Source organism: Parabacteroides sp. KHUB-01, assembly GCF_056640935.1.
Genome location: NZ_CM153256.1, coordinates 3794502 through 3818798 on the forward strand (window position 1 = coordinate 3794502; position 24297 = coordinate 3818798).

Here is a 24297-nt window from a genome sequence, read left to right on the forward strand (position 1 = left end):
TATTAACTTTGTGATTATAAAACAATAAGTCAAAATAAATTTTTAGACAATGAAACACAGTTTTCTAGTGGCAGCTTCCTCATTGGCATTGTTGGCGGCTTGCACTTCTCCGAAAGAAAATGAGCCATCAGTTTCTTTCGCTCAATATGTGAATCCTATGATTGGAACGGATTTCACTGGTAATACTTACCCTGGTGCCCAACTGCCTTTTGGCTCAGTGCAGTTAAGTCCGGATAACGGATTGCCAGGTTGGGACCGCATAGCTGGATATTTCTATCCTGATACAACTATTGCTGGTTTCAGTCATACACATTTGTCTGGAACTGGTGCAGGAGATTTGTATGACATTTTGTTTATGCCTGTAACTCGTCCGTATAAAGAAGCAGAGGCTCCATTAGGAATTTACTCAACTTTCTCACATAATGATGAGATGGCTTCTGCAGGATATTATAGAGTTCTTCTTCAGGATTACAACATCAATGTAGAACTTACTGCAACTGAAAGATGTGGTATTCAGAGATATACTTTCCCAAAAGCTGAGTCTTCTGTATTCCTTAACCTTAAGAAGGCAATGAACTGGGATTTCACTCTTGATTCTTATATCGAAGTTGTTGATTCATGTACTATTCGTGGCTATAGAATATCACAAGGATGGTCTCCAAAGCAGCACGTCTATTTCCAAACTCGTTTCTCTCGTCCGTTCGATAACTGTACTATTGATAAAACAGATATTACATTGAAGGACAAAGGAAAAATCGGAACGGCTTATGTTGCAAGATTTGACTTTAATACTGAAAAGGATGAGGAAATCCTTGTTACAACCGGAATTTCTGGTGTAAGTATGGAAGGAGCAGCGTTGAATCTGAAAACAGAAGCACCTAAAGATGATTTCGATTATTATTATGCTAAGGCTGTTGAGAACTGGAATAATCAGCTCGGCAAAATAGAAATTGAAGGCGGAACTACAGACCAGAAGACTGTATTCTATACTGCTCTTTATCATAGCATGCTTGCTCCAACTCTTTACAATGATGTAGATGGTTCATACATGGGAGCGGACAGAGAAATTCATAAGGCTGAAGGTTGGAATAATTATTCTACTTTCTCTTTGTGGGATACTTACAGAGCTTCACATCCTTTGTTCACATATATGCATCCGGAACGAGTTAATGATATGGTTAAAGGTTTCATAAAGTTCTATGAAGAAAGTGGCGCACTTCCTTTGTGGAATCTGTATGGTTGGGAAACTGATATGATGATTGGATATCATGCTGTTCCTGTAGTTGTGGATGCTTATTTGAAAGGTATTGGCGACTTTGATGCAGAAAAAGCTCTTGAAGCTTGTGTTGCTACAGCAAACAGAGACGAATATCACGGTATAGGCGAGTACAAGAAATTAGGTTATGTTCCTGCTTATTCTGACAAAGCATTGTGGAAGAGCTGGTCAATGTCTAAGACAATGGAATATGCTTATGATGACTATTGTATTGCCCGAATGGCAGAAAAGATGGGCAAAAAAGATATTGCTGATGAATTCTATAAACGCTCACAGAACTATCGTAATGTCTATAATCCTGAATCTACATTTATGCAGCCGCGTGATGAGAATGGTAATTTTGCAAAAGATTTCAAAGCTGAGGTTTATACCGAAGATATTTGCGAAAGTAATGGATGGCAGTATTTATGCTCTGTCCAGCATGATGTAGAAGGCTTAATAAGTTTGGTTGGCGGTAAAGATAGATTTGTTCAGAAACTTGACAGTATGTTCACATATGTTCCAGGTGCTGATGAAGAACTTCCTATTTTCAGTACTGGTATGATTGGTCAGTATGCTCATGGAAATGAACCAAGCCATCATGTTATTTATTTGTATAACAAGGTTGGTCAGCCATGGAAGACTCAGAAATATGCAGCACAAGTGATGCATGAGCTTTATACAAACACTCCGGACGGATTGTGCGGTAATGAGGATTGTGGTCAGATGTCTTCTTGGTATGTGTTCAGTGCTATGGGCTTCTATCCTGTAGATCCTGTTAGCGGTGAGTATGAGATTGGAACACCATTGTTCCCGAAGATGAAAATGAATTTGTCAAACGGTAAGTCTTTCACAGTTCTGGCTTCTAATGTAAGTAAGGATAATATTTATATTCAGTCTGTGAAAGTCAATGGCAAACCTTACGACAAGAGTTATATCACACATGATTTAATAATGAGTGGTGCAACTGTAGAGTTTGAAATGGGCAATCAGCCGGGACCAGTATGGTATAATTAATAATAGAATTAGTTAGATTAGATTACTTGTTAGAATTCACAGTCTGCAAGGTGTAAAATAAAAGGCACATAGAATATGAGTTTTATTAGCTCTTTTCTATGTGCCTTTCTTTTTATTATTTCTTTTCCCGATAATCGAACCAATCAACGTCGGCAATTATACTTCCCGGATTTTGTGCTGATTCAGCAAACAGACCAATATAAACACCGGTAAACACATTGTTTGTTTCCTTGCTTAAGTATCTCGTGTCAGCTTCGCCCAGGAATTTGAAAGTCTTTCCTTCATCTTCTGAATAATAGAAGCTGTAGAATTCCGCTTTTCCTTCAGCTTTCAATAATATAGGAGAAATTCCTACAGGGATTTTCTTTTCGATATGTTTTATTTTGCCTAGTTTGTATTCAAGACAAACATATCTTTGATTATTCTCCTCTGTAATGAAAACGCTATAATGATTGTTGCTATTCATATAAACGCTTAATCCGCTTCTGTCTTTTTCGCTTATTTGCTTTATTTCTATTTTTGCAGTAGCTTCAAAGTTCATATGCTGCTGACGTCTGCCTATGAAGGTTGGACTGTCATTTTGGTCGATATATATTGTATCACCTTTCAGGCGCATAAAACCTTTACGTTCAGAAAGAGAGTAATTGCTTCTGTTTGGATTTCTAAGGTAATTCCATATCATTGCAACTTCTTTTCCATCGAATTCTTCCTTGTTGTCGAAATTCTGAGACTGAACAGCCTGTACTGGCAATTTGCAATTCATGTCTAAAGTAACCGGTTTGCCTCCATTTACGATTGGCCATCCGTCTTTGTCCCATTCAACTGGTGCCAGATATGTTTCACGTCCAAGCAAATGATTTGTATCAACATTAGGTCTGAATGCCAGGAATACAATCCACCATGAACCATCTTGCGCCTGGACTAAATCACCATGCCCAGTGCCTTGAATAGGATTTGATTGAGCTTCAACGCGGCAGTGAGTAAGGATTGGATTGCGAGGACAGCTTTCATACGGACCATAAATATTTTTGCTTCGTGCTATAGTTATCATATGAGCATATTCCGTACCGCCTTCAGCTATGAGTAGATAATAATATCCATCCTTCTTGTATACATGAGGAGCTTCTGGATATCTGCCTCCGGTTCCGCCCCAAACGGCAACTGGTTTATTAAGAAGTTCTCCGTTTTCTATGTTTATTTCTGACATGAAAATTTTATTGTCCATTGTTGACATAAAATATGTTTTTCCGTCTTCATCCCAGAATATTGTCGGGTCAATTCCTCCTTGCTTCACTTTTATTGGTTCGGACCATGGTCCGGCAGGATTCTTTGCTGTGACATAGAAATTACCTAGGGTGCTTACATTGGTAGTAACCATATAATAAGTTCCTTTATTATATCTTATTGTCGGCGCATAAATACCACCGGAAAAACGAGCCTTTTGCAGCGGTAATTGCTCGTCTGTTGTTAAGCAATGACCAATTTGTTCCCAGTTAACTAAATCTTTACTGTGGAAAATTGGAACACCAGGGAAATACTCAAATGAACTGTTAACTAAATAATAATCATTGTTCACTCTGCAAATAGATGGATCCGGATAGAATCCCGGTAAAATAGGGTTGTTGAATTTACTTTGTGATGAAGCTCCAAACACTGAGCACATCATCATTACACCAATAGCCAGATTTTTCATAAAAATAATTGATTAAGTCTTTTACGGCAGTAAATATATGAAAAATATATTATTTACACTTATTACATTCATATAAAAGGTTAAGCTATTAAAAAAGACAAGCCGACTAAGATTTCTCTCGTCGGCTTGTCTATCTTATATTATGGCTAATTTATTATTTAGGAATATCTTTATCCGTTCATTGAAGCCAAGAATTCTTTGTTGTCAATAGTTTGTTCCATACGTTGTTTTACAAACTCCATAGCTTCCACTGAATTCATATCTGCAAGATATTTACGTAGAATCCACATTCTGTTCAATGTAGTTTCGTCCTGAAGCAAATCATCACGGCGTGTACTTGAAGCAGTGATATCAACTGCAGGATAAATACGTTTGTTAGAAAGCTTGCGGTCAAGCTGCAATTCCATATTACCAGTTCCTTTGAACTCTTCAAAGATGACTTCGTCCATTTTTGAACCAGTTTCTGTCAATGCAGTTGCAAGGATAGTCAAGCTACCGCCGTTTTCGATATTACGTGCAGCACCGAAGAAGCGCTTAGGTTTTTGAAGAGCGTTGGCGTCAACACCACCGGAAAGAACTTTTCCCGAAGCAGGCTGAACAGTATTATATGCTCTTGCAAGGCGAGTAATTGAGTCAAGCAAGATAACCACATCATGTCCACATTCAACCAGACGTTTTGCCTTATTCAGTACAATCTCTGCAATTTTTACGTGTCTTTCGGCAGGTTCGTCGAATGTTGAGGCGATAACTTCTGCATCAACGCTTCTTGCCATATCGGTAACTTCTTCCGGACGCTCGTCAATAAGAAGAATAATCATATAAACTTCCGGATGATTAGCTGCGATTGCATTTGCAATATCTTTCAACAATACAGTTTTACCGGTTTTAGGAGGAGCAACAATCAAACCGCGCTGTCCTTTTCCGATAGGAGAGAACAAGTCAACAACTCTCACTGCAATGTTGTCATAAACTTTCGGTGAGCGTTTGTCTGTCAATTGGAATTTCTCATCCGGGAACAAAGGAGTAAGATGGTCGAAAGGAACACGGTCTCTAACTTCTTCTGGTGAACGGCCGTTTATCTTATCAACTTTTACTAGAGGGAAATATTTTTCACCTTCCTTTGGAGGACGGATTGCACCTTCAACAACATCTCCGGTTTTCAAACCGAACAATTTGATTTGTGACTGTGAAACATAAATATCATCCGGAGAAGTCAGGTAGTTATAGTCTGATGAGCGAAGGAATCCATATCCATCCTGCATCATTTCCAAAACTCCGGAGCCAGTCAATATACCGTCAAATTCATAAGGCTTTTCCTGATTCTGAGCATTATTGTTCTGACGATTGTTCTGTCTGTTATTATTGTTGTTGTTATTATTATTCTGTCTGTTATTGTTTTGGGCAGAAGCATTATGAGGTTCAGAACCATTGTTGTTATTGTTCTGATTATTATTGTTTTGCTGTACAGCTTTATTTTCTTGTTTTGGAGCAGCAGCAAATGGGAAAATCTGGTCTAGAACAGATTTTGCATCTCTGTGTCTGAAAACTATTCTTTTTGGCTCTTCGTTGTTGCCAGTAGGGATAATTTCTGTAGATACGTTTTGGAAGTTTTCTTTGTTGCTTTCCTTGTTATCGGCATTGTCAGTAACATTTATAGGAGTATTGTTGTCACTGTTGTTGTTTGAATTTGTAATTGTATTATTGTTTGTGCCGTTGTTATCAACTTTTTCTGCAATCTTTTCTTCCGTAATAGCAATGTTGTTATTATCAACTTCTTTTGCCTGAGTATCTGTTTTCCCTTTTTTATCAGTTCTTGTTTTTCTTTTTTTCTCAGTAGCTGCCTTTTCCTGAGGCAAGTTTTCAGTTGTTTTTTCAACATTGGTTATGTTCACAGTTTCAGTTTGAGCAGCTTCTTCAGCAACAGTAGCAGGTTTTTCTTCTTTAACTGTTTTCTTTGCTCTTACTTTCTTTTCTGTTTTCTTGACCTCTTTTTCCTTTGATTTTTCTGCCTGTATTCCTGCATAGGAAATTGCTTGCTCGTCAAGGATTTTATATATCAATTCATCCTTTTTAAAAGAGCGGACTTTCTTGATTCCCAATTCCTCTGCAATTGTTTGCAGCTCTGGAAGAAGTTTTTCATTTAGTTCGAGAATGTTATATTTTTGCATATTGCGGAAAGTAAAATAAATAAATGTAGTTACATAGACATACCTAAAGTTTTCGCATAAAACTTTATTGTATGAAAAAGCAATAAAATATTTAGTATTTAATTATGAAAATTCTTTGAATAAAACCGATTGCTGAAACACTAATAAGAATGTACATTAGCTTCAGATCTGCGGAGTAAATCTGTGCAAATATAATAATATTTTCTTATATCCATAAAAAATCATATTGGATTTTTATGCAAAATATGGAATATTGTTAATACTTTTCGAGCAATTTTACAGTCAGGATATTTCTTGTCTTTTCTGTTATTCTAAATCTGTTATCGGCTCTTTCTCCGATTATCCATAATATATCTTCGCCCGAAACCAATAGCCAAATATTCTCCTTTTGGATTCGGTTTAACTTCTTGTCGCTGAAGTAATCACTAAGTTTCTTTTTCCCTTTCATGCCAAACGGAACGAACCAATCACCATGATTCCAGTGTCTGATGTTAAGTTCCGAACCAATTTTGTCAAGGTCAAAATATGCTATGGATTTGTCCTTCACGATTTCAAAATTCGCAATACTTTCAACAGTTTCAATGCTGAACTCCAGATTTATAGGAGCATTGATTGCGGCAATTCCTTTTCCAGGTTTCAGATTTACCGGATATATTGTTTCAGCCTCGCTTTCATCTTTATTTTCATTCAGTTGCAAATATCCGCTTGCAGTTACAAGAGTCCAGTTTTTTGATTGAAAACATTTGCCGGGTTCCTTCTCGAGGCAAGAACAAATATTTGAGCATACTATCCTTGAGAAACCGAAAGGCTGCAACAATTCAAATATAATAGTCTCATAAGCCGGATATTTCATTATAATATTGGTATCAAGTCTGAGGCGGTCTTTATCCCAAGCTTTCTCTCTGACCTCTTCAACAACATTCATATATAAGGCTTCGGCAGCCGACAGATTTTCTGCAGTACGCGCAATGTTCTGTTTTGCCGCAGGATTAATTTTCTCCAGCATAGGCATTATGTTGAGCCGGATAAAATTCCTTGCATATTCGTCCGATAAATTCGAGCTGTCAGTTATATAATCCAGAGATTCCTTTTTCAGCCATTGCAAAATCTCCTCACGGCTGCATGACAATAGCGGACGGATTATATTGTTGTTCTTTGGCAACATCCCTCTCATTCCTCTTATTCCGCTTCCTCTGACAATATTCAGCAGGAGAGTCTCGGCATTGTCATCTCTGTGGTGAGCCACGGCAATAGCCTGAGCTTTCAACTCTTTTCTTTGTGCTTCAAACCATTCGTATCTTAATTCCCTTGCAGCCATCTCGATGGATAGATGCTTTTCTTTTGCGAATTCCACAGTGTCAAAATCAATTTTCACAAAAGGAACGTTGAGCTTTTCTGCCGTTTTTCTCGCAAAGTCTTCGTCTCTCATTGATTCGTCGCCTCTGAGGTGGAAATTGCAATGCAAGGCTATACAATTATATCCCAGCTTCGACAATACCGAAAGAAGCGCAACAGAATCGGCTCCGCCACTCAACCCGACAAGAACTGGCACATTACTGTAGTCAAGAAGTTTGTGCTTGTTTATGTAAAGACGAATGTTGTTCAGCATATATCAGTCATAATAAAAAACACAAAGAGACAGATTTGTGTTTTGTCGAAATCTGAATCTTTGTGTTTTGCGTATTCAGTATGAAAATAAAAATTATTCTACACCTGCAAGTTCCGGGTCAATCATGATTCTACCGCAATATTCGCAAACGATAACTTTTTTGCGAAGCTTGATGTCGAGCTGTTTCTGAGGCGGAATCTTGTTGAAGCATCCACCGCAAGCGTCGCGCTGGATGTAAACAACAGCCAAACCGTTTCTTGCACCCTTACGGATACGTTTGAATGCAGTAAGCAAGCGAGGCTCAATCATTGATTCCAAAGATTTAGCCTTTTCGCGCAAGTTTTCTTCAGTCTGTTTTGTTTCAGAAATAATCTGTTCCAATTCGCCTTTTTTCTGAGCCAAATCAGCTTTTCTGCCTTCCATGCGCTCTTTCAGCTGCACTATATCGTTCTTTTTAGTTTCGATGGCATTGTTGAATTCTCTGATTTTTTTCTCTGCAAATTCAATTTCCAAGCCCTGGAATTCGATTTCTTTTGACAAGTTGTCGAATTCTCTGTTGTTGCGCACGTTGTCCAACTGTGCTTTGTATTTTTCAATCAGTCCGGTAGATTCTGTGATTTTATTTTTTTGTTCACTCACTGAAACTTCATAATCCTTAATGTCGGCCTGATAGTTCTGAAGACGAGTTTCCAAACCGGCGATTTCGTCTTCCAAATCCTGAACCTCCAAAGGAAGTTCGCCACGAAGCGTTCTGATTTTATCTATTTCAGAAACTGTTTTCTGAAGCTGATAAAGTGTAGATAGCTTTTCCTCAACCGTATATTCTCTTTCAGCTGATTGTTTCTCTGTAGCCATTCTATAAATATTTTACTGGGTTTGAATTAACATTAGAAAAATATAGGGCAAAGGTAGGGAATTTTTTCGAAATAATAGAATAAAAGATATCTTTTGTACAAACTTCCGATTCATAATGCCCTATTACTGCAAGTAAAATTTGCCCGTCAACGTCGAAAAAGTCATTATACTTGGCTTCTCCTGTAATGAAAATGTCTGCTCCATAGTTTATGGCGTCTTTTATCAGAAACGCACCGCTACCACCGCATATTGCCACTTCGCGGATAGGTTTTCCCGTCAGTGCCGAATGTTTTACACATCCCACATGAAACAAATCCTTTATTCTTTGCAGGAATGGTAACTCTTCTTCCTCCTCAGGCAGTTCGCCTACTATGCCGGAACCCACTTGTTCCCACGTATTGTCCAACTGATAAAAATCATAAGCCGGTTCTTCATAAGGATGAACTGCAAGCAAGGCTCTCAGCACTGCTCCTTTGCGGAATGCCGGAAGTATTGTTTCGATTCTAACTTCCGTTTCCGAATGCAATTCGCCTATTTCGCCGCAATATGGATTGCAGTTTTCTCCCGCCTTGAAAGTTCCCTGACCGACAACATTGAAGCTGCACGAATCATAATTCCCGATGCTTCCGGCTCCGGCATTGAACAATGCCGACCTTACTGACTCAGCCTGGCTTTGAGGCACGAATGTTACCAGCTTCAGCAGCGAGTCTTTTAATGGACTTAACACACGTATGTTCTGCAAACCAATGAGCTCTGCCAGCTTGAAATTAACTCCGCCAAAAGCATTGTCCATATTTGTATGTGCAGAATAAACCACAATGTCATATTTGCAAGCCTTCATTATACATCTTTCTATATACGTTTTTCCCGTAAGTGATTTGAAAGGCTTGAAAGCTAAAGGATGATGCGAGATGATTAGATTGCAGTTTTCTTCAATAGCTTCGTCGATGACTTCTTCCGTAACGTCGAGACATAGTAATGCTCCGGTTGCTTCCTGATTGACATCACCGATTTGCACTCCTGCGTTGTCAAAACCTTCCTGCAACGGGAGCGGAGCATAAATCTCAAGTTCCTTTATTATATCTTTTATTTTATACATATGGAAAGTTATCTGTGATTTTATTTATCTACAAAAATAGTTTTTTCTGTCAAAAAAAGAAACAAAACATTCTTTAATCAGGCTCATCTCTGCCGGTTATGCAATATGCTGTCATAAATTAATATGTTATAAGGCTGCTAAAGTCTTGAATATATTTTACAAAGTACTGACGTATTCTTAAAACTAAGCTTTAGTTTTTAAAAACTAAGATTTAATTTGTAAAAACTGAGACTAAGATTTTAAAAACTAAGCCTTAGTTTTAAGAAAAATTCTCTATCTATAAGTTTGGGATAAGTATATTTCTTGCTTTATATTAAAGTTTTGCAAGCTCAATTTCCAGTTTATGAGTTGACAAGAAGACGAGCTGACAAGAGTTTTTGCAAAACTCAAATTACATATAATATAAGTACAAATCAAAAACTTAAAATCACCGTAATATCCTTTGATGTTTTTTCCATAAATTTGCCGGACTTTTTTATAAGTAGAATATATGGCAAAAAGAAAAACTAATAACAGAACACGAAAATCATCTGCCGCATCGGGCAAAGGTTATATCAGGAAATTTGGCAAATGGCTTTGTCTGTCAGTATTTGTCGTTTCATGCTTTGTGGCATCACATTATATATATGATTATCTGAATGATGTTGAATGGAAGAAACTAGCTCCAAGTGATACGAAGGAAATAGTTGAAAATAAGGTCAAAGACATCAAGGATGAAGTAAGCGATAAAGCAGAGGATATTTTGTCTGATATAAAGGAAACGGACATCAAACTTCCGTCTTCTTCCGTGTCGAAATCAGCAGAAAAACCTAAGAGTCAGGAAAAGAAGGATGAGAAATCTGTTGAAACTAAAAAAACGATTAATTCAGCGAAGGCCGAACATTTGTCAGGGTTGGAAATACCTTCTTTGATTACAAAGAAAACCGAACAGGTAATAAAGCACGAAGGATACACGGTTTCTTATAATTCGGATTATCGCATAGCCAATTGGGTTGCATATGAACTGACAAAGAGTGAGGCTAAAAGTACAAGATATTCGCGCTCGAACAAGTTTGTTCCGGACCCGGATGTTAAAGGCGCAACAGCAATGAACGAAGATTATTCCAGAACCGGATTTGACAAAGGTCATCTGGCTCCTGCGGGTGATATGAAATGGTCGGCAAAGGCTATGCGTGAATCTTTCTATTTCAGTAATATTTGTCCGCAGATTCCTGGACTTAATCGCGGAATATGGCGTGAGCTCGAAGAGCAATGCAGGCTGTGGGCTTCGGACAATGGTGTTCTGTATGTTGCCACCGGACCAGTAATAACCGGAGAGATGCGCAGACTTGGAAAACACCGCGTTGGCGTTCCTGCAAAATTTTATAAAGTTCTTTGCACTATCGTAAATGGCAAATATGAGGCTACAGGCTTTTTGTTCGACAACAAGGACTATGACAATGATGCAGTTCTAAAGTCATTTATGGTTCCGGTCGATAAGGTCGAAGAAATTACCGGTATTGACTTTTTCCCTAAATTGCCTGATGGAGTGGAGAAGGAGATAGAGTCCAGAGTTAATTTCAAAGCTTGGTCGTATTAGTCACTCAAGTTTTGCAAGTTCAATTTTCAGTAACGAGCCTATAAAAATTTGACAGTAAACACAAATCAATAATCAAAATATAATAAAGCTAAATGAATAGTTTGAAAGGATTTTTCTATGGGATAATGACGTCCGTAACATTTGGCCTTATCCCTTTGTTCACTTTACCGTTGATGGCAAAAGGTATGCACTTCGAGTCAATTCTGTTTTATCGTTTTATAATTGCAACCATAGCCTTAGGATGTATGATGAAAATAAAAGGAGAGTCGTTTGCCGTTGAGAAGAAAGACATTCCATACTTTCTGCTTTTAGGCTTGTTTTATACAGGCTCAGCAATGTTTCTCTTTTGGGGATATGATTTTATGGGTGCAGGAATTGCAACAACATTGCATTTCACTTATCCTGTGTTTGTCACTCTGATAATGCTGTTGTTCTTCAGATAAAAGACATCGTGGATAACAATTCTGGCAATATTGATGGCAATAGCCGGAGTGGCACGTTTGTCGATAAGTGGAGAAGTTGAGATGAATATTACGGGTCTTATTATCGTCTTGCTTTCTGCTGTTGCCTATGCATTATATATCGTTACAGTAAATAAATCCAGAGTTTGCACGATGAACGGACGTAAGCTTGCATTTTACGTATTTATTGTAAGTACAATTCTTTTTGGAATTAGGGCAAATACGCATTTAGGTCTTCAGGCAGTTCCAGACACTATGTCTTTGATTAATCTTATTTTGCTGGCAATTGTCCCGACAGTTATTTCCAATATAACTTTGGTTCTTGCTGTGCATAACATCGGTGGAACTCTGACTTCCGTTCTTGGTGCAATGGAACCGCTTACGGCAGTATGTGTTGGAGTTCTAGTCTTCGGAGAAGCTTTCACAGCAAACGAAGCTTTCGGAATGTTGCTTATAATAACTGCGGTGACTTTGATAATACTTTCCGGAACTATTAAAAAGGCTCTTTCTGTTTTGTTTAGAGGAGTGCGGTCGAAGTTTATGTAAGTATATTAATATTTTTAGGGAGTTGAGTAATTAAATCAACTCCCTAATTTTTATCAATACTGACTTGCTTTTATTTTCTGTTTTCCAGACATTGTTTGTCGGATTATTCTTTAATTAGAGTAAAACAGTCAATATCTGGAGCCCAAGTCAGACGGCTGCCCATTCTTATTGTGTTATATCCTGGTTGAAGTTCCACTGCAAATTCCACTGTCTGTACACCTTTTGAGCGGTCTGTATTTAGATTGCTGAAAGACGTACGCGTTCCATTTACTGTTATTTCCAGCTTGCGGTCAGCAATTTCTCTTTCCCCGATTTCTGCAGGAATATAATATACTGTCATTTTGTATTTTCCTCCATTTTCACTGAAGACTTTATTCCATTCAGCATAATTGTCTTTATCACCTCCAAGGTTACAAACAGTCATTTTCCCGGAAGCAGCATCGAATGGAATATATTTTATACCGCGTTTACGCTTGCCCAAAGCGTTATACAGATTCAGATAAGCATGTTCTGCTTCATATATTTTACGTTCTATACGTCTTTGACCTTCTAATCTCATGATTTTTACACCATGAGGTTTGATATCAAAGCTTATTACGTCATTTGTAGTGGTTTCATCTTTATGTTTTATTAAGTCTCGAATCTTTGTTTCTCCTTCAAGTTCAAGAATATCCAGAGGAACGTTGAAATGGCAAATTTCATCTGAAGGATTGTAAAAAGCTACTGCACGTATATTTCCCCTTTCTTTCTCTATGTCTTTTACCAGAACATAGCCTTCTCCTTCGTGCTGTACAACATATGCCTGTTGTCCTAAAGGGTCTTGGTTTAATGCAATTAATTCTTTGTTGGTAAGAAGTTTTAATGAGGATTCTGGAATATTAGTTAAGTCGCATCCTATAAGCATAGGTGAACTCATAATACACCACATACCAAAATGAGTTTCTTCCTCTTCTGGTTTCAAACCTCTGCCTATTTCCAACATGTCCATGTCGTTGTAATGACCTTCTCCGGCATAAGCAGACAGATACATGTTCATTGACAGGATTTGTTTAATAGACCACCAGCTTGGAGTTATATCAGAACTTATTCTCCATGATCTTGCTAGATTCTTTACCCAAGTTCCAGGATATGCCCAACGACATATATTTATAGAAATATTTTTGGTACTTACGTCGCGGATGGCATTGACAATTTCTGTATATCTTTTTTCTTCGTCCAGTTCCAGTTGTTGCCCTGCGCCACAATAATCTATTTTTATAAAATCAAAACCCCATTGGTTGAAATATAAATCTGCATCTTGGTGCTCATATCCATAAAGTCCTACGCCAATACCATTTTTATCTGCATCCCAAAGTGAACCACAAGTGTTTGCTCCGGCTTCAGAATATATTCCGGCTTTTAGCCCTTTGGAATGGATATAATCTGCTACAATTTTCATTCCGTTTGGAAAACGCTCCGGGTGAGAGTGTAGTATTCCTCTATCATCCCTGTGTCCGAAAAATCCGTCATCAATATTTATATAGTTATATCCAACATCTTTCAGACCTAAAGAAACCATAGCATCTGCTTGTTTCTTTATGAGATCTTCATTTATGTTTACACGATATGTGTTCCATGAACTCCATCCCATAATTGGTGGTTCTACATAATTAGTTTGTGCATTTGTGTGTACATTTAAACCAACTGCAACTAAAGCCGATATTAAAATTTTAGTATTTATATTTCCCATATAGATTATAATTTTTGAAATTTAAAAATACAGATAATAATTGATTTATATATAATTCTCAGCAGAAAACATATGCTGGTAATAATATTGAGTATCTTTTGCCTTAGGTACGAGTATAAAAATAACCTGTGTCGGCTAAGCAATTAATACTTTGTCGACACAGGTTGTAATCGTGGAGATAATGTATTTTATTTAATCTCCATTTCCATAATATAGTCGTTCATATAAAATCCGTTTCCTATATCATGGTCTCTTGTATCAACTATGGATAAACCCATGTGTTTGTAGAAATCTACAGCTTTATTGTAACGATTAACGTAAAGTTCAACTATGAATGGAGTTGGATAGTTTTTCTTCAGATATTCTACACCTTGTTCGATGATGAATCGTCCGATGCCTTTTCCGTGTATTGATGGTAAAGAATAAATTTTTTGGAAGTTGAATCTGTTGTCTGCTTTCTTCTCGATGGACAAATAGCCTGATGGAATACCGTCAGAATAGATAATGAAAAACTTGTGTTTAAGAATTTCCATCTGTTTTTTCAAATTCTCGGTAGAATACATCATATCATACATATAGTCCAACTGTTCTTTCGACAATATGGAACCATAAGTTGCTCCCCAAGTTTGAGACGCCACCTCTTGAATAGTGTGACAGTCGTCAATAGTTGCTTCTTTTATTGAATACATAGTGATATAGTTTAAAAGTTTGTTGTCCTTTCATTGTATTGTAATATAAGATATTTAGTCGTATGGAGCCTTATTAAAGGTCGTACAGGTTTTAAAATATAAGATGACTGATATTACAAAATTGTTACATTTTGGTAGCAAATATAACAATATTGTTTTTCTTTCAATAGTTAAAACACGAATTTATCTGTAAAAGAAGAAAAGTTGGATATATTTTGTTCGATTAGTAATCCAATATTACAAAATTGTTAATTTCTTAATTTTTTTCGCACGAAACTATAGCATCATTCAAAGAAAAAACTATCTTTGGGCAAAGGTTTTTTGATAATAACTTAAATAAGTTAAGAAATGGATACAAAAATTCAGGAATTAACCGACAAAATCTACAAGGAAGGTGTAGAAAAAGGAAATGAAGAAGCTGCCCGCATTATTTCGGAAGCTAATGCGGAAAAAGAAAGGCTGCTTGCTTCAGCTCGTGCCGAAGCCGAGCAAATATTGTCGGTAGCGGAAAAACAAGCTGCTGAATTGAAGAAAAATACTGAAGCAGAATTGAAATTGTTCGCAGCTCAGTCTGTTGAAGCTTTGAAAAGCGAGATCGCTAATCTTATTACCGGAGAAATCACCTCGTCAAATGTTAAATCGGCTTTGGCTGATTCTACTTTTATGCAAAAGGTTATTCTTGAATTGGTTAAAGGTTGGCCAAGCAATGAGAATCTTACTATACAGACATCAGAAGCTGAGTCTTTGCGCCAATATTTCGTTAAGAATGCGAAATCTTTGTTGGATAAAGGAGTAAAGATTGAGCAGGTGAATGGTAAAAAAGCTTCTTTCTCGATAATGCCTGCCGATGGCTCTTATAAGGTCTCATTCGGTGAGGAAGAGTTCATTGAATATTTTAAAGAGTTTCTCCGTCCTCAACTGGTAGAAGCTTTGTTTTAAAGCTGAAATTTATGGGTAAGTATTATTGTTTAATAGCTGGACTTCCCAATATAGCTTTGGAGGATACAAAACTAGCTTATTCGGTAGCGGAATTCGGTAGTGAATTATCAGGTATATTGACATCGCGCGACAAGAAGCTTATAGATTGGTTTTATCTAAAGTTTGATAATCGGAATCTGTTGGCTTTCTTGAAGAATCCGGAATCACAGATGGATGAACGCGGAACGATATCGCAGCAGGAAATAGCTGACTTGTATAGAGCCATGAAGAACGAAGAAAAAACCTCTTCCTCTAAACGAATCCCTCAATTTTATAAAGATTTCCTTCGCCAGTATATTGCTGAAGAAGCAAATGACAATAAAGGTTTTGCGAAGAAATCTATTTCATGGGATGACCGTCTTTCTGCTTTATACTATTCTCAGGCAATGAAATGCCGTAATTCATTTGTGGCAGACTGGTTTGAATTGAATTTAAACATCAACAATGTTCTGACTGCCATAACTTGCCGGAAGCATCAACTTGATAAAGCTGAATATATCGTTGGTGACAATGAGGTTGCCGAGTCTATCAGGACTTCAAACGCGCGCGATTTCGGTTTGGGCGACTCTGTGGAATATCTGCCGGAGCTGCAACGAATTGCCGAGGAGCAGGATTTGCTGCTTAGGGAAAAGAAAATCGATGTGCTGAAATGGAAGTGGCTTGATGATCATACTTTCTTCAAGACTTTCGACATCGAGAGCGTGTTTGCGTATCTTCTGAAGTTGGAGATGATTGAACGCTGGGTTACCCTGGATAAGGTTACAGGCGAACAGACTTTCCGACAATTGGTAGGTTCAATGAAGAAAGGCAGCATAAATGCCTTGGAAGAATTTAAAAAGAATAATTAGAATAATCTGTATGTTTCGTGCATACGGAATACAAACAATAAGGAATAAAACATGGCAACAAAAGGAACAGTAAAAGGAATCGTATCCAACCTTGTGACTGTCGAGGTTGAAGGTCCGGTTTCTCAGAATGAAATCTGTTATATTTCTGTCGGTGGTGTAAACCTTATGGCGGAAGTTATCAAGGTTATCGGAAAGGATGCCTTCGTCCAGGTGTTTGAAAGCACGCGTGGTATGCGTGTGGGCGATGTGGCTGAATTCCAAGGACACATGTTGGAAGTGTCACTGGGTCCGGGTATGCTTTCACGAAACTACGATGGTTTGCAGAACGACCTCGACAAGATGGAAGGTGTGTTCTTGCGCCGAGGTGAATATACGTATCCTCTTGACGAAAATAAGAAATGGGCTTTCAAACCATTGGCTAAGGCTGGTGATATTGTAGAAGCCGGTGACTGGCTGGGCGAGGTTGACGAGAACAACCAGCCGCATAAAATCATGGTTCCTTTCACTTTCAAAGGTTCATACACTGTTAAGTCTGTGGCTGCTGAAGGTGAATATACCATACATGAAACTATGGCTGTGCTGACATCGGCAGACGGCAAGGAGGAAAATGTAACTATGGTGCAGAAATGGCCGGTGAAGAAAGCGATTACTTGCTTCAAAGAAAAACCGCGTCCATTCAAACTTCTTGAAACTGGTGTGAGAACTATCGATACAGTGAATCCTATCGTTGAAGGTGGTACAGGATTTATCCCTGGTCCGTTCGGTACTGGTAAGACAGTTCTTCAGCATGCTATTTCAAAACAGGCTGAAGCTGATATTGTGATTATCGCTGCCTGCGGTGAACGTGCAAACGAGGTTGTGGAAGTCTTCACAGAGTTCCCTGAACTGGTTGACCCACATACAGGACGTAAGTTGATGGAACGTACAATTATCATTGCCAACACTTCAAACATGCCGGTTGCTGCTCGTGAAGCTTCTGTATATACTGCCATGACAATTGCTGAGTATTACAGAAGTATGGGATTGAAGGTGTTGCTTATGGCGGACTCTACTTCACGTTGGGCTCAGGCGTTGCGTGAGATGTCAAACCGTTTGGAAGAGTTGCCTGGACCTGATGCGTTCCCAATGGACTTGTCGGCTATCGTGGCAAACTTCTATGCTCGTGCTGGTTTCGTTCATTTGAAGAATGGCGCTACTGGTTCTGTTACGTTCATCGGTACTGTTTCTCCAGCCGGTGGTAACTTGAAAGAGCCAGTAACAGAGAATACCAAGAAGGTGGCACGTTGTTTCTATGCTTTGGAGCAGGAACGTGCGGACCGTAAGCGTTATCCGGCTGTTAATCCTATTGACAGTTATTCCAAATATCTTGAATATCCGGAATTTCAGGAATATATCTCAAAGCATGTTTCTCCGGATTGGATAGAAATGGTGAATGAGGTGAAGACAAGAATGTTGCGTGGTAAGGAAATTTCAGAACAGATCAACATCCTTGGTGATGACGGTGTGCCTGTTGAATATCACGTTACGTTCTGGAAGTCTGAGTTGATTGACTTCGTTATCCTTCAGCAGGATGCTTTTGATGCAATCGATGCTGTTACGCCTCTTGCACGCCAGGAATTCATGCTGAACCGCATTGTTTCAATCTGCCGTTCGGAATTCAAGTTCGACACATTCCTTGAAGTTATGGATTATTTCAAGAATATGATCAATATCTTCAAACAGATGAACTATTCTGAATACGAGAGCGAACAGTTCAAGAAATTCAATGCCGACTTGGATACTCTGTTGGCAGAACGAGTTGTAAAATGATTTAGGTTGTACGGCTTATGAGATTGGTAAACATTCCTCGAAGCTAATAACTCAATATAAATATGGCAACAAAAGCATTTCAGAAAATATACACTAAAATTACCCAGATCACCAAGGCAACCTGTTCGTTGAAGGCGACAGGTGTTGGGTATGATGAGTTGGCTTCAGTTGACGGAAAGCTGGCTCAGGTGGTAAAAATTATTGGTGATGAAGTGACATTGCAGGTTTTCTCAGGAACTGAAGGAATCCGTACAAATGCGGAGGTTGTTTTCATGGGAAAAGCTCCGTCATTGAAAGTGGGCGACCAGCTTGCCGGCCGTTTCTTCAATGCCTATGGCGAGCCTATCGACGGTGGCCCTGTTCCTGAAGGAAAGGAAGTGGAAATCGGTGGTCCGTCTGTTAACCCTGTGCGCCGTAAGCAGCCTTCTGAGCTGATTGCAACAGGTATTGCCGGTATCGACTTGAACAATACGCTGGTAACAGGACAGAAGATTCCGTTCTTTGCTGACCCAGACCAGCCTTTCAACCAGGTTATGGCTATGGTGGCATTGCGTGCGCAGTCTGACAAGATTATTCTGGGCGGTATGGGTATGACTAATGATGATTATCTGTTCTTCAAGAATACGTTCAGCAATGCAGGTGCTTTGGACCGTATCGTAAGCTTTATCAACACAACAGAAGACCCTTCAGTTGAGCGAATCCTTATTCCGGATATGGCTTTGTGTGCTGCTGAATATTTTGCAGTTGAAAAGCATGAGAAAGTTTTGGTTCTGCTGACAGACATGACTAACTACGCCGATGCTTTGGCTATTGTGTCTAACCGTATGGATCAGATTCCGTCAAAAGACTCAATGCCGGGTTCTTTGTATTCAGATTTGGCTAAGATTTACGAAAAGGCAGTGCAGTTCCCTGATGGCGGTTCTATCACTATTATTGCTGTAACAACTTTGTCAGGTGGTGATATTACACATGCAGTACCTGATAATACCGGTTATATCACAGAAGGTCAGTTGTATTTGCGTCGCGACAGTGATGTCGGCAAGGTTATCGTTGACCCGTTCCGAAGCTTGTCTCGTTTGAAACAGCTTGTAACTGGTAAGAAGACACGTGAAGACCATCCGCAGGTTATGAATGCTGCTGTACGTTTGTATGCCGATGCTGCAAATGCCAAGACTAAGTTGGAAAATGGTTTCGACCTTACAGACTATGACAACCGTGCTCTTGCTTTTGCAAAAGACTATTCATCAAAGCTTCTGGCTATTGACGTTAATCTTGACACTACAGAAATGCTGGATGTGGCTTGGGGATTGTTCGGCAAATATTTCAAACCTGCCGAAGTTAATATCAAGCAGAACCTGGTTGACAAATACTGGAAGGAAAGCTGATAAGTTTTGTCCGGGTTTTCACAGTGTGGAAATATAACAACATTGTTAATACGATTTAGAAGATGGCAATAAAGTTTCAATATAACAAGACCTCGCTTCAGCAGCTTGAAAAGCAACTGAAAATGCGTGAGCGCTCACTGCCTACAATCAAGAGTAAGGAGAGTGCCTTGCGTATTGAAGTGAAGCGTACGAAAGACGAGGTTGCGCAGTTGGAACTTCAGCTTGAAAAGGAAATACAGAGCTATGAGAGCATGGTAGCTCTTTGGAATGAGTTCAATCCTGAACTTATCTCGGTGAAAGATGTTACTCTTTCGACCAGGAAAATTGCCGGTGTTATGATTCCGGTATTGGATGAGATTCAGTTTGAAATCGGCCACTATAGCTTGTTCAGTGCTCCGGCCTGGTTCACCGATGGTATAGAGTTGCTCAAGAAATTGGCACGTACGGGAATTGAGGCAGAATTTTCAAGCATGAAGTTGGAATTGTTGGAGCATGCCCGCAAGAAGACTACTCAGAAAGTAAATCTTTTTGAGAAAGTTCAGATTCCAGGATACAAAGATGCTATACGAAAAGTGAAGCGCTTTATGGAAGATGAAGAGAGTCTGTCTAAATCTTCTCAGAAGATTATGAGGGCAAATCAGGAAAAACGAAAAGCTAAAGCAGAGGAGGTTGGCGTATGATAGTGAAAATGAATAAGTATGCCTACATGGTATATCATAAGGAATACGAAACATTCCTGTCCTCGCTTAGAAGTCTGGGCGTTGTCCATATCAGAGAAACTCAGCCAGCTATGAGTGATGAGCTTCTGATGCAGATTATGAATGAGCGAAAGAGCTTGAACTCTTTGCTTCGTTTTATGAAAGGTTTGGCGGCAGACCGGGAAGTTCCTGCTGTTGCTGAAATATCAGAAGAAGAAGGCAGAAATGTCGTTTCGTCAATAGAGAAGCTGCGCGAATCAAAACAGGCATTGCAGACAAGACTTGCAGCTTTGGAAAAGGATGCGGACTATATGTCGATTTGGGGAGAATTCTCATATGAGACTATTGCTCTATTGAAAGAAGCTGGCTACGAAATTACTTTCTTCACATGCCCTACTTCAAGATACGAACCGGTTTGGGGAGAACAGTATAATGCCTTTTTGGTGAACAGTTTCCAGTCTGTTTCTTATTTTGTTACGGTTACTCATCCCGGAACACAGATTGATATCGATGCAGAACGTGCGAAAATGCCGGAGTTTGATAAGAAAGAATTGACTTCAATGATTTCGCAGGTTAAGGCTGAGATTGAGGCAGTAGATGACAAGCTTCAGAATATGGCGCCTGAAAGCGTTGCCAAATTGCAGGCTTATGACAGACTTCTTCAGGATAAATTCAATATGAAGAATGCTTGGGTTCAGACTGACAAGGTTGCAGATGACAAGCTTATGCTTCTTGAAGGTTGGGTTCCTGCTGAGAATGCCAAACCTATGGAGGAGGAACTTGCTAAGCAAGGCTATTATTTCCTTCAGATGGAGATTGAGGCAGAGGATAAGGTGCCAATCAAGTTGCGTAACAATGCATTCAGCAGATTGTATGAACCTATTACCAAGATGTTCTCTTTGCCGAATTATTCGGAATTGGATCCGACTCCGCTGTTTGCTCCGTTCTTCATGCTGTTCTTTGGGCTTTGCTTCGGTGATGGCGGTTACGGTTTGCTGGTTGTTCTTCTTTGTACAATACTTAAGAAGAAAATGTCAGAGGAAGTCCGTCCATATCTGAGTTTGTTCCAGTATCTTGGTGGCGCGGCAGTTCTGGTGGGTTTGTGCACCGGTTCAGTTTTCGGTGTTGCACTTGCCGAAGTTCCTGCTCTGTCGAAGGTGAAGGATTATTTTGTGAGCAGTGACAATCTGATGACATTCTCAATTGTCATAGGTCTTGTTCAGATTATATTCGGTAAAGCAGTGGCTGCATATAAGACGAAGATTCAGAAAGGTACGAAATACAGTATTGCTCCTTTTGCATGGGTATTTGTAATCCTTTCATTGGCTTTGGCTTTGGGTTTGCCAATGTTGAATGTTCAGATTCCGGCAGCAATTGCAACTGTATGTTATGGAATAGCAGCAGTTGGGTTGGTTGTAGCATATTTGTATAACTCGCCTGGAAAGAATATTTTCCTGAATTTCGGAACAGGATTGTGGAATACTTACAATATGGCATCAGGACTTTTGGGTGATACATTGTCATATATCCGTTTGTTTGCAATCGGTCTGACAGGTTCAATCCTTGGTGGAGTGTTTAATACTTTGGCTGTCTCAATGACTGACGGAATGAATATTGTGGCACGTGTTATAGTAATGGCAATAATTCTTTTGCTTGGTCATGCTATCAACATAGCACTTTGTACAATCAGTTCATTGGTTCATCCATTACGTCTGATATTCGTAGAATATTATAAGAACGCAGAATTTGAAGGCGGCGGAAAAGCATACGAGCCATTCAAGAAAGCGTAAAAGAAATATTTAAAGAGAGAAAAAATAAAAAAGTAAAGAATAATTAAAAAACAAATTTTATTATGGAACCGATTTTATTAGCTTATTTGGGAATTGCGTTAATGACAGGTTTAACTTTCATCGGTAGTAGTTATGGTGTAACAATTGCTGGTAATGCAGTTGTTGGTGCGATGAAAAAGAATCCTGATGCATTGGGTACTTACATTGCGTTGAGTGCGTTGCCTTCATCTCAGGGTCTGTATGGCTTCGTTGGTTATTTCATGATGCAGAAATTCTTGGTTGACAGCATTTCAATGTTGGCAGCTACAGCAGTGTTCGGTGCAGGTCTTGTTCTTGGTTTCGCAGGTTTCTTCTCTGCAATCCGTCAGGCTCAGGTTTGTGCTAATGGTATTGCAGGTGTTGGTGCTGGTCACAATGTGTTTGGTGCTACAATGGTTATGGCCGTGTTCCCTGAATTGTATGCAATCCTTGCTTTGTTGGTTGTTATCTTGATTGGTGGAACTATTCCAGCATAATTTTAGCGATATCTTTTAATAATTAATAATAGATAAGAAAAGACACCCAAGCCGGTGACGGCTGCGGTGTCTTTTCATTTTTCCTTCGGTTATGTTTGATGTAAAAATAGGACCGAACCCACGAGAAAATATATATTGTCCCACGCTGAATTGGGGCCGTATATATTTCTTCGTAGGTTCGGATGTAATTTGATGCAAATACTGTATATGTAAAAAATGCGATAATTCTGTATCTTTGCAGAATAATCAAGGAAAATAAAGATGACAAATAACAAATTCTCTTTTGACAGACATGGTAATTTGCTTAGGATTGAGCAGTTTCCCATGTTTTTTTATGTTCTGAAGTGGCTTGCAATATCTCTTCCTGTGAGTTTGCTTATAGGAAGTGCTTCAGCATTATTGTTAGTTTCTCTGAATTTGGTAACGGATTATAGAGAAGCTAATCATTATATTATTGCAGCTTTGCCTTTGGCTGGATTAGTGATAGGACTTATGTATCATTATCTGGGTGGTGATGTTGGCAGAGGAAACAATTATCTTATTGATGAAATTCATAAACCTACGGATATTATTCCTTTCCGCATGGCACCATTGGTTTATATCGGAACTGTGTTGACTCATCTTTTCGGAGGTTCTGCTGGTAGGGAAGGAACTGGGGTACAAATGGGTGGAGCTATTGCTGACCAGTTTTCCAAACTATTCCGTTTGAAACCTAGAGACAGGAAGATATTGGTGGTTATGGGTATAAGTGGTGGTTTTGCCTCTGTGTTCGGAACTCCACTTGCCGGAGCTGTGTTTGCTCTCGAGGTTATTATAATGGGGCGAATGAGATATGAAGCTATTCTTCCAAGTTTCTTTGCTGCTGCATTCTCGAATTGGACATGTCATTTGTGGGGAGTTGCGCACACTCATTATAATGTTTCGGTTGTTCCGGAGTTCTCATTGTATAATATGATTTGGGTTGTATTGGCAGGAATTCTTTTTGGTCTTGCAGCAATGATGTTCTCTCGTCTGGTTCCGCTGTGGTCGTCGTTGTTGAAGAAATATATTGCGTATCCGCCATTGCGCCCTTTTGTGGGTGGTATAATAATTGTGGCGGCAATACTAGCACTCGGCACAACAAGGTATATTGGTCTTGGTGTGCCTGTGATTGTTGAATCTTTTACGTCGCAACAACCTTGGTATTCTTTTCTGATAAAGATAATTCTGACTACTTTTACAATTGGAGTAGGATTTAAGGGCGGCGAAGTGACTCCGTTGTTCTTTATTGGCGCTACTTTAGGAAGTGCGCTGAGTCTTATTTTTCCACTTCCGGTCGGTCTTATGGCTGGAATGGGATTTGTTGCTGTTTTCTCAGGAGCCACAAATACACCGATAGCCTGTACACTTATGGGCATTGAACTTTTCGGCGCTGATTGCGCATTATACATTGCCTTGGCATGTGTTGTGGCTTATCTGTTTTCTGGTCATACAGGAATATACAGCTCACAGATAATAGGAAGCCCAAAGCATTTGATATATGGTTTGAGAAAAGGGCAAAAATTAAGTTGATATTTTAAGATACAAATACAGAG

General features: G+C 39.0%; 17 protein-coding genes and 1 pseudogene. 11 read left to right on the forward strand and 7 right to left on the reverse strand.

Annotated elements, in window-relative coordinates; translation table 11 throughout:
* Positions 1 to 49: 49 nt before the first annotated feature.
* Positions 50 to 2272 (forward strand): GH92 family glycosyl hydrolase, encoded by a 2223-nt coding sequence (locus tag ACYIAR_RS15980; RefSeq protein WP_480331110.1) that lies wholly within the window; start codon positions 50 to 52, stop codon positions 2270 to 2272.
* Positions 2273 to 2387: 115 nt separating this feature from the next.
* Here the strand turns inward: ACYIAR_RS15980 and ACYIAR_RS15985 are convergent, their stop codons facing one another.
* The 5 genes from ACYIAR_RS15985 to ACYIAR_RS16005 all read right to left on the reverse strand — a co-directional run bounded on the left by ACYIAR_RS15985 (position 2388) and on the right by ACYIAR_RS16005 (position 9696).
* Complete coding sequence (locus ACYIAR_RS15985) at positions 2388 to 3965, reverse strand: glycoside hydrolase family 43 protein (protein WP_480331112.1); 1578 nt, start codon at positions 3963 to 3965, stop codon at positions 2388 to 2390.
* Between the two features lie 170 nt (positions 3966 to 4135).
* Positions 4136 to 6133: a transcription termination factor Rho gene (rho, locus tag ACYIAR_RS15990; RefSeq protein WP_480331114.1), complete on the reverse strand. Its 1998-nt coding sequence runs from the start codon at positions 6131 to 6133 to the stop codon at positions 4136 to 4138.
* A gap of 256 nt (positions 6134 to 6389) precedes the next feature.
* On the reverse strand, positions 6390 to 7742 hold the full coding sequence (gene tilS, locus ACYIAR_RS15995) for a tRNA lysidine(34) synthetase TilS (RefSeq protein ID WP_480331116.1): 1353 nt from the start codon (positions 7740 to 7742) through the stop codon (positions 6390 to 6392).
* Positions 7743 to 7835: 93 nt separating this feature from the next.
* Positions 7836 to 8597 (reverse strand): zinc ribbon domain-containing protein, encoded by a 762-nt coding sequence (locus tag ACYIAR_RS16000; RefSeq protein ID WP_480331118.1) that lies wholly within the window; start codon positions 8595 to 8597, stop codon positions 7836 to 7838.
* Between the two features lies 1 nt (position 8598).
* Positions 8599 to 9696, reverse strand: a complete 1098-nt coding sequence (locus ACYIAR_RS16005) for a Nif3-like dinuclear metal center hexameric protein (RefSeq protein WP_480331120.1) — start codon at positions 9694 to 9696, stop codon at positions 8599 to 8601.
* 490 nt (positions 9697 to 10186) lie between these two features.
* Between ACYIAR_RS16005 and ACYIAR_RS16010 the strand changes: the two genes are divergently transcribed.
* Complete coding sequence (locus tag ACYIAR_RS16010) at positions 10187 to 11275, forward strand: DNA/RNA non-specific endonuclease (RefSeq protein ID WP_480331122.1); 1089 nt, start codon at positions 10187 to 10189, stop codon at positions 11273 to 11275.
* 92 nt (positions 11276 to 11367) lie between these two features.
* A pseudogene (locus ACYIAR_RS16015) lies at positions 11368 to 12282 on the forward strand (DMT family transporter).
* A gap of 103 nt (positions 12283 to 12385) precedes the next feature.
* Here the strand turns inward: ACYIAR_RS16015 and ACYIAR_RS16020 are convergent.
* Together ACYIAR_RS16020 and ACYIAR_RS16025 are read right to left on the reverse strand one after the other, a co-directional pair.
* Complete coding sequence (locus ACYIAR_RS16020; protein ID WP_480333683.1) at positions 12386 to 14002, reverse strand: alpha-galactosidase D; 1617 nt, start codon at positions 14000 to 14002, stop codon at positions 12386 to 12388.
* Positions 14003 to 14199: 197 nt separating this feature from the next.
* Positions 14200 to 14700, reverse strand: coding sequence for a GNAT family N-acetyltransferase (locus ACYIAR_RS16025; RefSeq protein ID WP_480331124.1), 501 nt, complete (start codon positions 14698 to 14700; stop codon positions 14200 to 14202).
* Positions 14701 to 15048: 348 nt separating this feature from the next.
* Here ACYIAR_RS16025 and ACYIAR_RS16030 point away from each other — a divergent pair, with 348 nt between their 5' ends.
* From ACYIAR_RS16030 to ACYIAR_RS16065, 8 genes are all read left to right on the forward strand, one after another.
* On the forward strand, positions 15049 to 15639 hold the full coding sequence (locus ACYIAR_RS16030) for a hypothetical protein (protein ID WP_480331126.1): 591 nt from the start codon (positions 15049 to 15051) through the stop codon (positions 15637 to 15639).
* A gap of 11 nt (positions 15640 to 15650) precedes the next feature.
* A complete protein-coding gene (locus ACYIAR_RS16035; RefSeq protein ID WP_480331128.1) occupies positions 15651 to 16526 on the forward strand; it encodes a DUF2764 domain-containing protein in 876 nt (291 codons plus the stop codon).
* Between the two features lie 51 nt (positions 16527 to 16577).
* Complete coding sequence (locus ACYIAR_RS16040) at positions 16578 to 18335, forward strand: V-type ATP synthase subunit A (RefSeq protein WP_480331130.1); 1758 nt, start codon at positions 16578 to 16580, stop codon at positions 18333 to 18335.
* A gap of 62 nt (positions 18336 to 18397) precedes the next feature.
* Complete coding sequence (locus ACYIAR_RS16045) at positions 18398 to 19720, forward strand: V-type ATP synthase subunit B (protein ID WP_480331131.1); 1323 nt, start codon at positions 18398 to 18400, stop codon at positions 19718 to 19720.
* 62 nt (positions 19721 to 19782) lie between these two features.
* Positions 19783 to 20400 (forward strand): V-type ATP synthase subunit D, encoded by a 618-nt coding sequence (locus ACYIAR_RS16050; protein ID WP_480331133.1) that lies wholly within the window; start codon positions 19783 to 19785, stop codon positions 20398 to 20400.
* Positions 20397 to 22208: a V-type ATP synthase subunit I gene (locus ACYIAR_RS16055; protein ID WP_480331135.1), complete on the forward strand. Its 1812-nt coding sequence runs from the start codon at positions 20397 to 20399 to the stop codon at positions 22206 to 22208. Before ACYIAR_RS16050 ends, ACYIAR_RS16055 begins: the two co-directional genes overlap by 4 nt.
* Positions 22209 to 22270: 62 nt before the next feature.
* Positions 22271 to 22723, forward strand: coding sequence for an ATPase (locus ACYIAR_RS16060; RefSeq protein WP_480331137.1), 453 nt, complete (start codon positions 22271 to 22273; stop codon positions 22721 to 22723).
* A 261-nt stretch (positions 22724 to 22984) separates the two neighbouring features.
* Positions 22985 to 24274, forward strand: a complete 1290-nt coding sequence (locus ACYIAR_RS16065; protein WP_480331139.1) for a voltage-gated chloride channel family protein — start codon at positions 22985 to 22987, stop codon at positions 24272 to 24274.
* Positions 24275 to 24297: the final 23 nt, after the last annotated feature.

Bases quoted from the DNA above. Each gene is read 5' to 3' on its own strand.
- ACYIAR_RS16040 (WP_480331130.1), top strand. From the start codon at position 16,578: ATGGCAACAAAAGGAACAGTAAAAGGAATCGTATCCAACCTTGTGACT.
- ACYIAR_RS16025 (WP_480331124.1), bottom strand. From the start codon at position 14,700: ATGTATTCAATAAAAGAAGCAACTATTGACGACTGTCACACTATTCAA.
- ACYIAR_RS16065 (WP_480331139.1), top strand. From the start codon at position 22,985: ATGACAAATAACAAATTCTCTTTTGACAGACATGGTAATTTGCTTAGG.
- ACYIAR_RS15980 (WP_480331110.1), top strand. From the start codon at position 50: ATGAAACACAGTTTTCTAGTGGCAGCTTCCTCATTGGCATTGTTGGCG.
- ACYIAR_RS16000 (WP_480331118.1), bottom strand. From the start codon at position 8,597: ATGGCTACAGAGAAACAATCAGCTGAAAGAGAATATACGGTTGAGGAA.
- ACYIAR_RS16010 (WP_480331122.1), top strand. From the start codon at position 10,187: ATGGCAAAAAGAAAAACTAATAACAGAACACGAAAATCATCTGCCGCA.
- ACYIAR_RS16045 (WP_480331131.1), top strand. From the start codon at position 18,398: ATGGCAACAAAAGCATTTCAGAAAATATACACTAAAATTACCCAGATC.
- ACYIAR_RS15985 (WP_480331112.1), bottom strand. From the start codon at position 3,965: ATGAAAAATCTGGCTATTGGTGTAATGATGATGTGCTCAGTGTTTGGA.
- rho (WP_480331114.1), bottom strand. From the start codon at position 6,133: ATGCAAAAATATAACATTCTCGAACTAAATGAAAAACTTCTTCCAGAG.
- ACYIAR_RS16005 (WP_480331120.1), bottom strand. From the start codon at position 9,696: ATGTATAAAATAAAAGATATAATAAAGGAACTTGAGATTTATGCTCCG.
- ACYIAR_RS16030 (WP_480331126.1), top strand. From the start codon at position 15,049: ATGGATACAAAAATTCAGGAATTAACCGACAAAATCTACAAGGAAGGT.
- ACYIAR_RS16060 (WP_480331137.1), top strand. From the start codon at position 22,271: ATGGAACCGATTTTATTAGCTTATTTGGGAATTGCGTTAATGACAGGT.
- ACYIAR_RS16055 (WP_480331135.1), top strand. From the start codon at position 20,397: ATGATAGTGAAAATGAATAAGTATGCCTACATGGTATATCATAAGGAA.
- tilS (WP_480331116.1), bottom strand. From the start codon at position 7,742: ATGCTGAACAACATTCGTCTTTACATAAACAAGCACAAACTTCTTGAC.
- ACYIAR_RS16050 (WP_480331133.1), top strand. From the start codon at position 19,783: ATGGCAATAAAGTTTCAATATAACAAGACCTCGCTTCAGCAGCTTGAA.
- ACYIAR_RS16035 (WP_480331128.1), top strand. From the start codon at position 15,651: ATGGGTAAGTATTATTGTTTAATAGCTGGACTTCCCAATATAGCTTTG.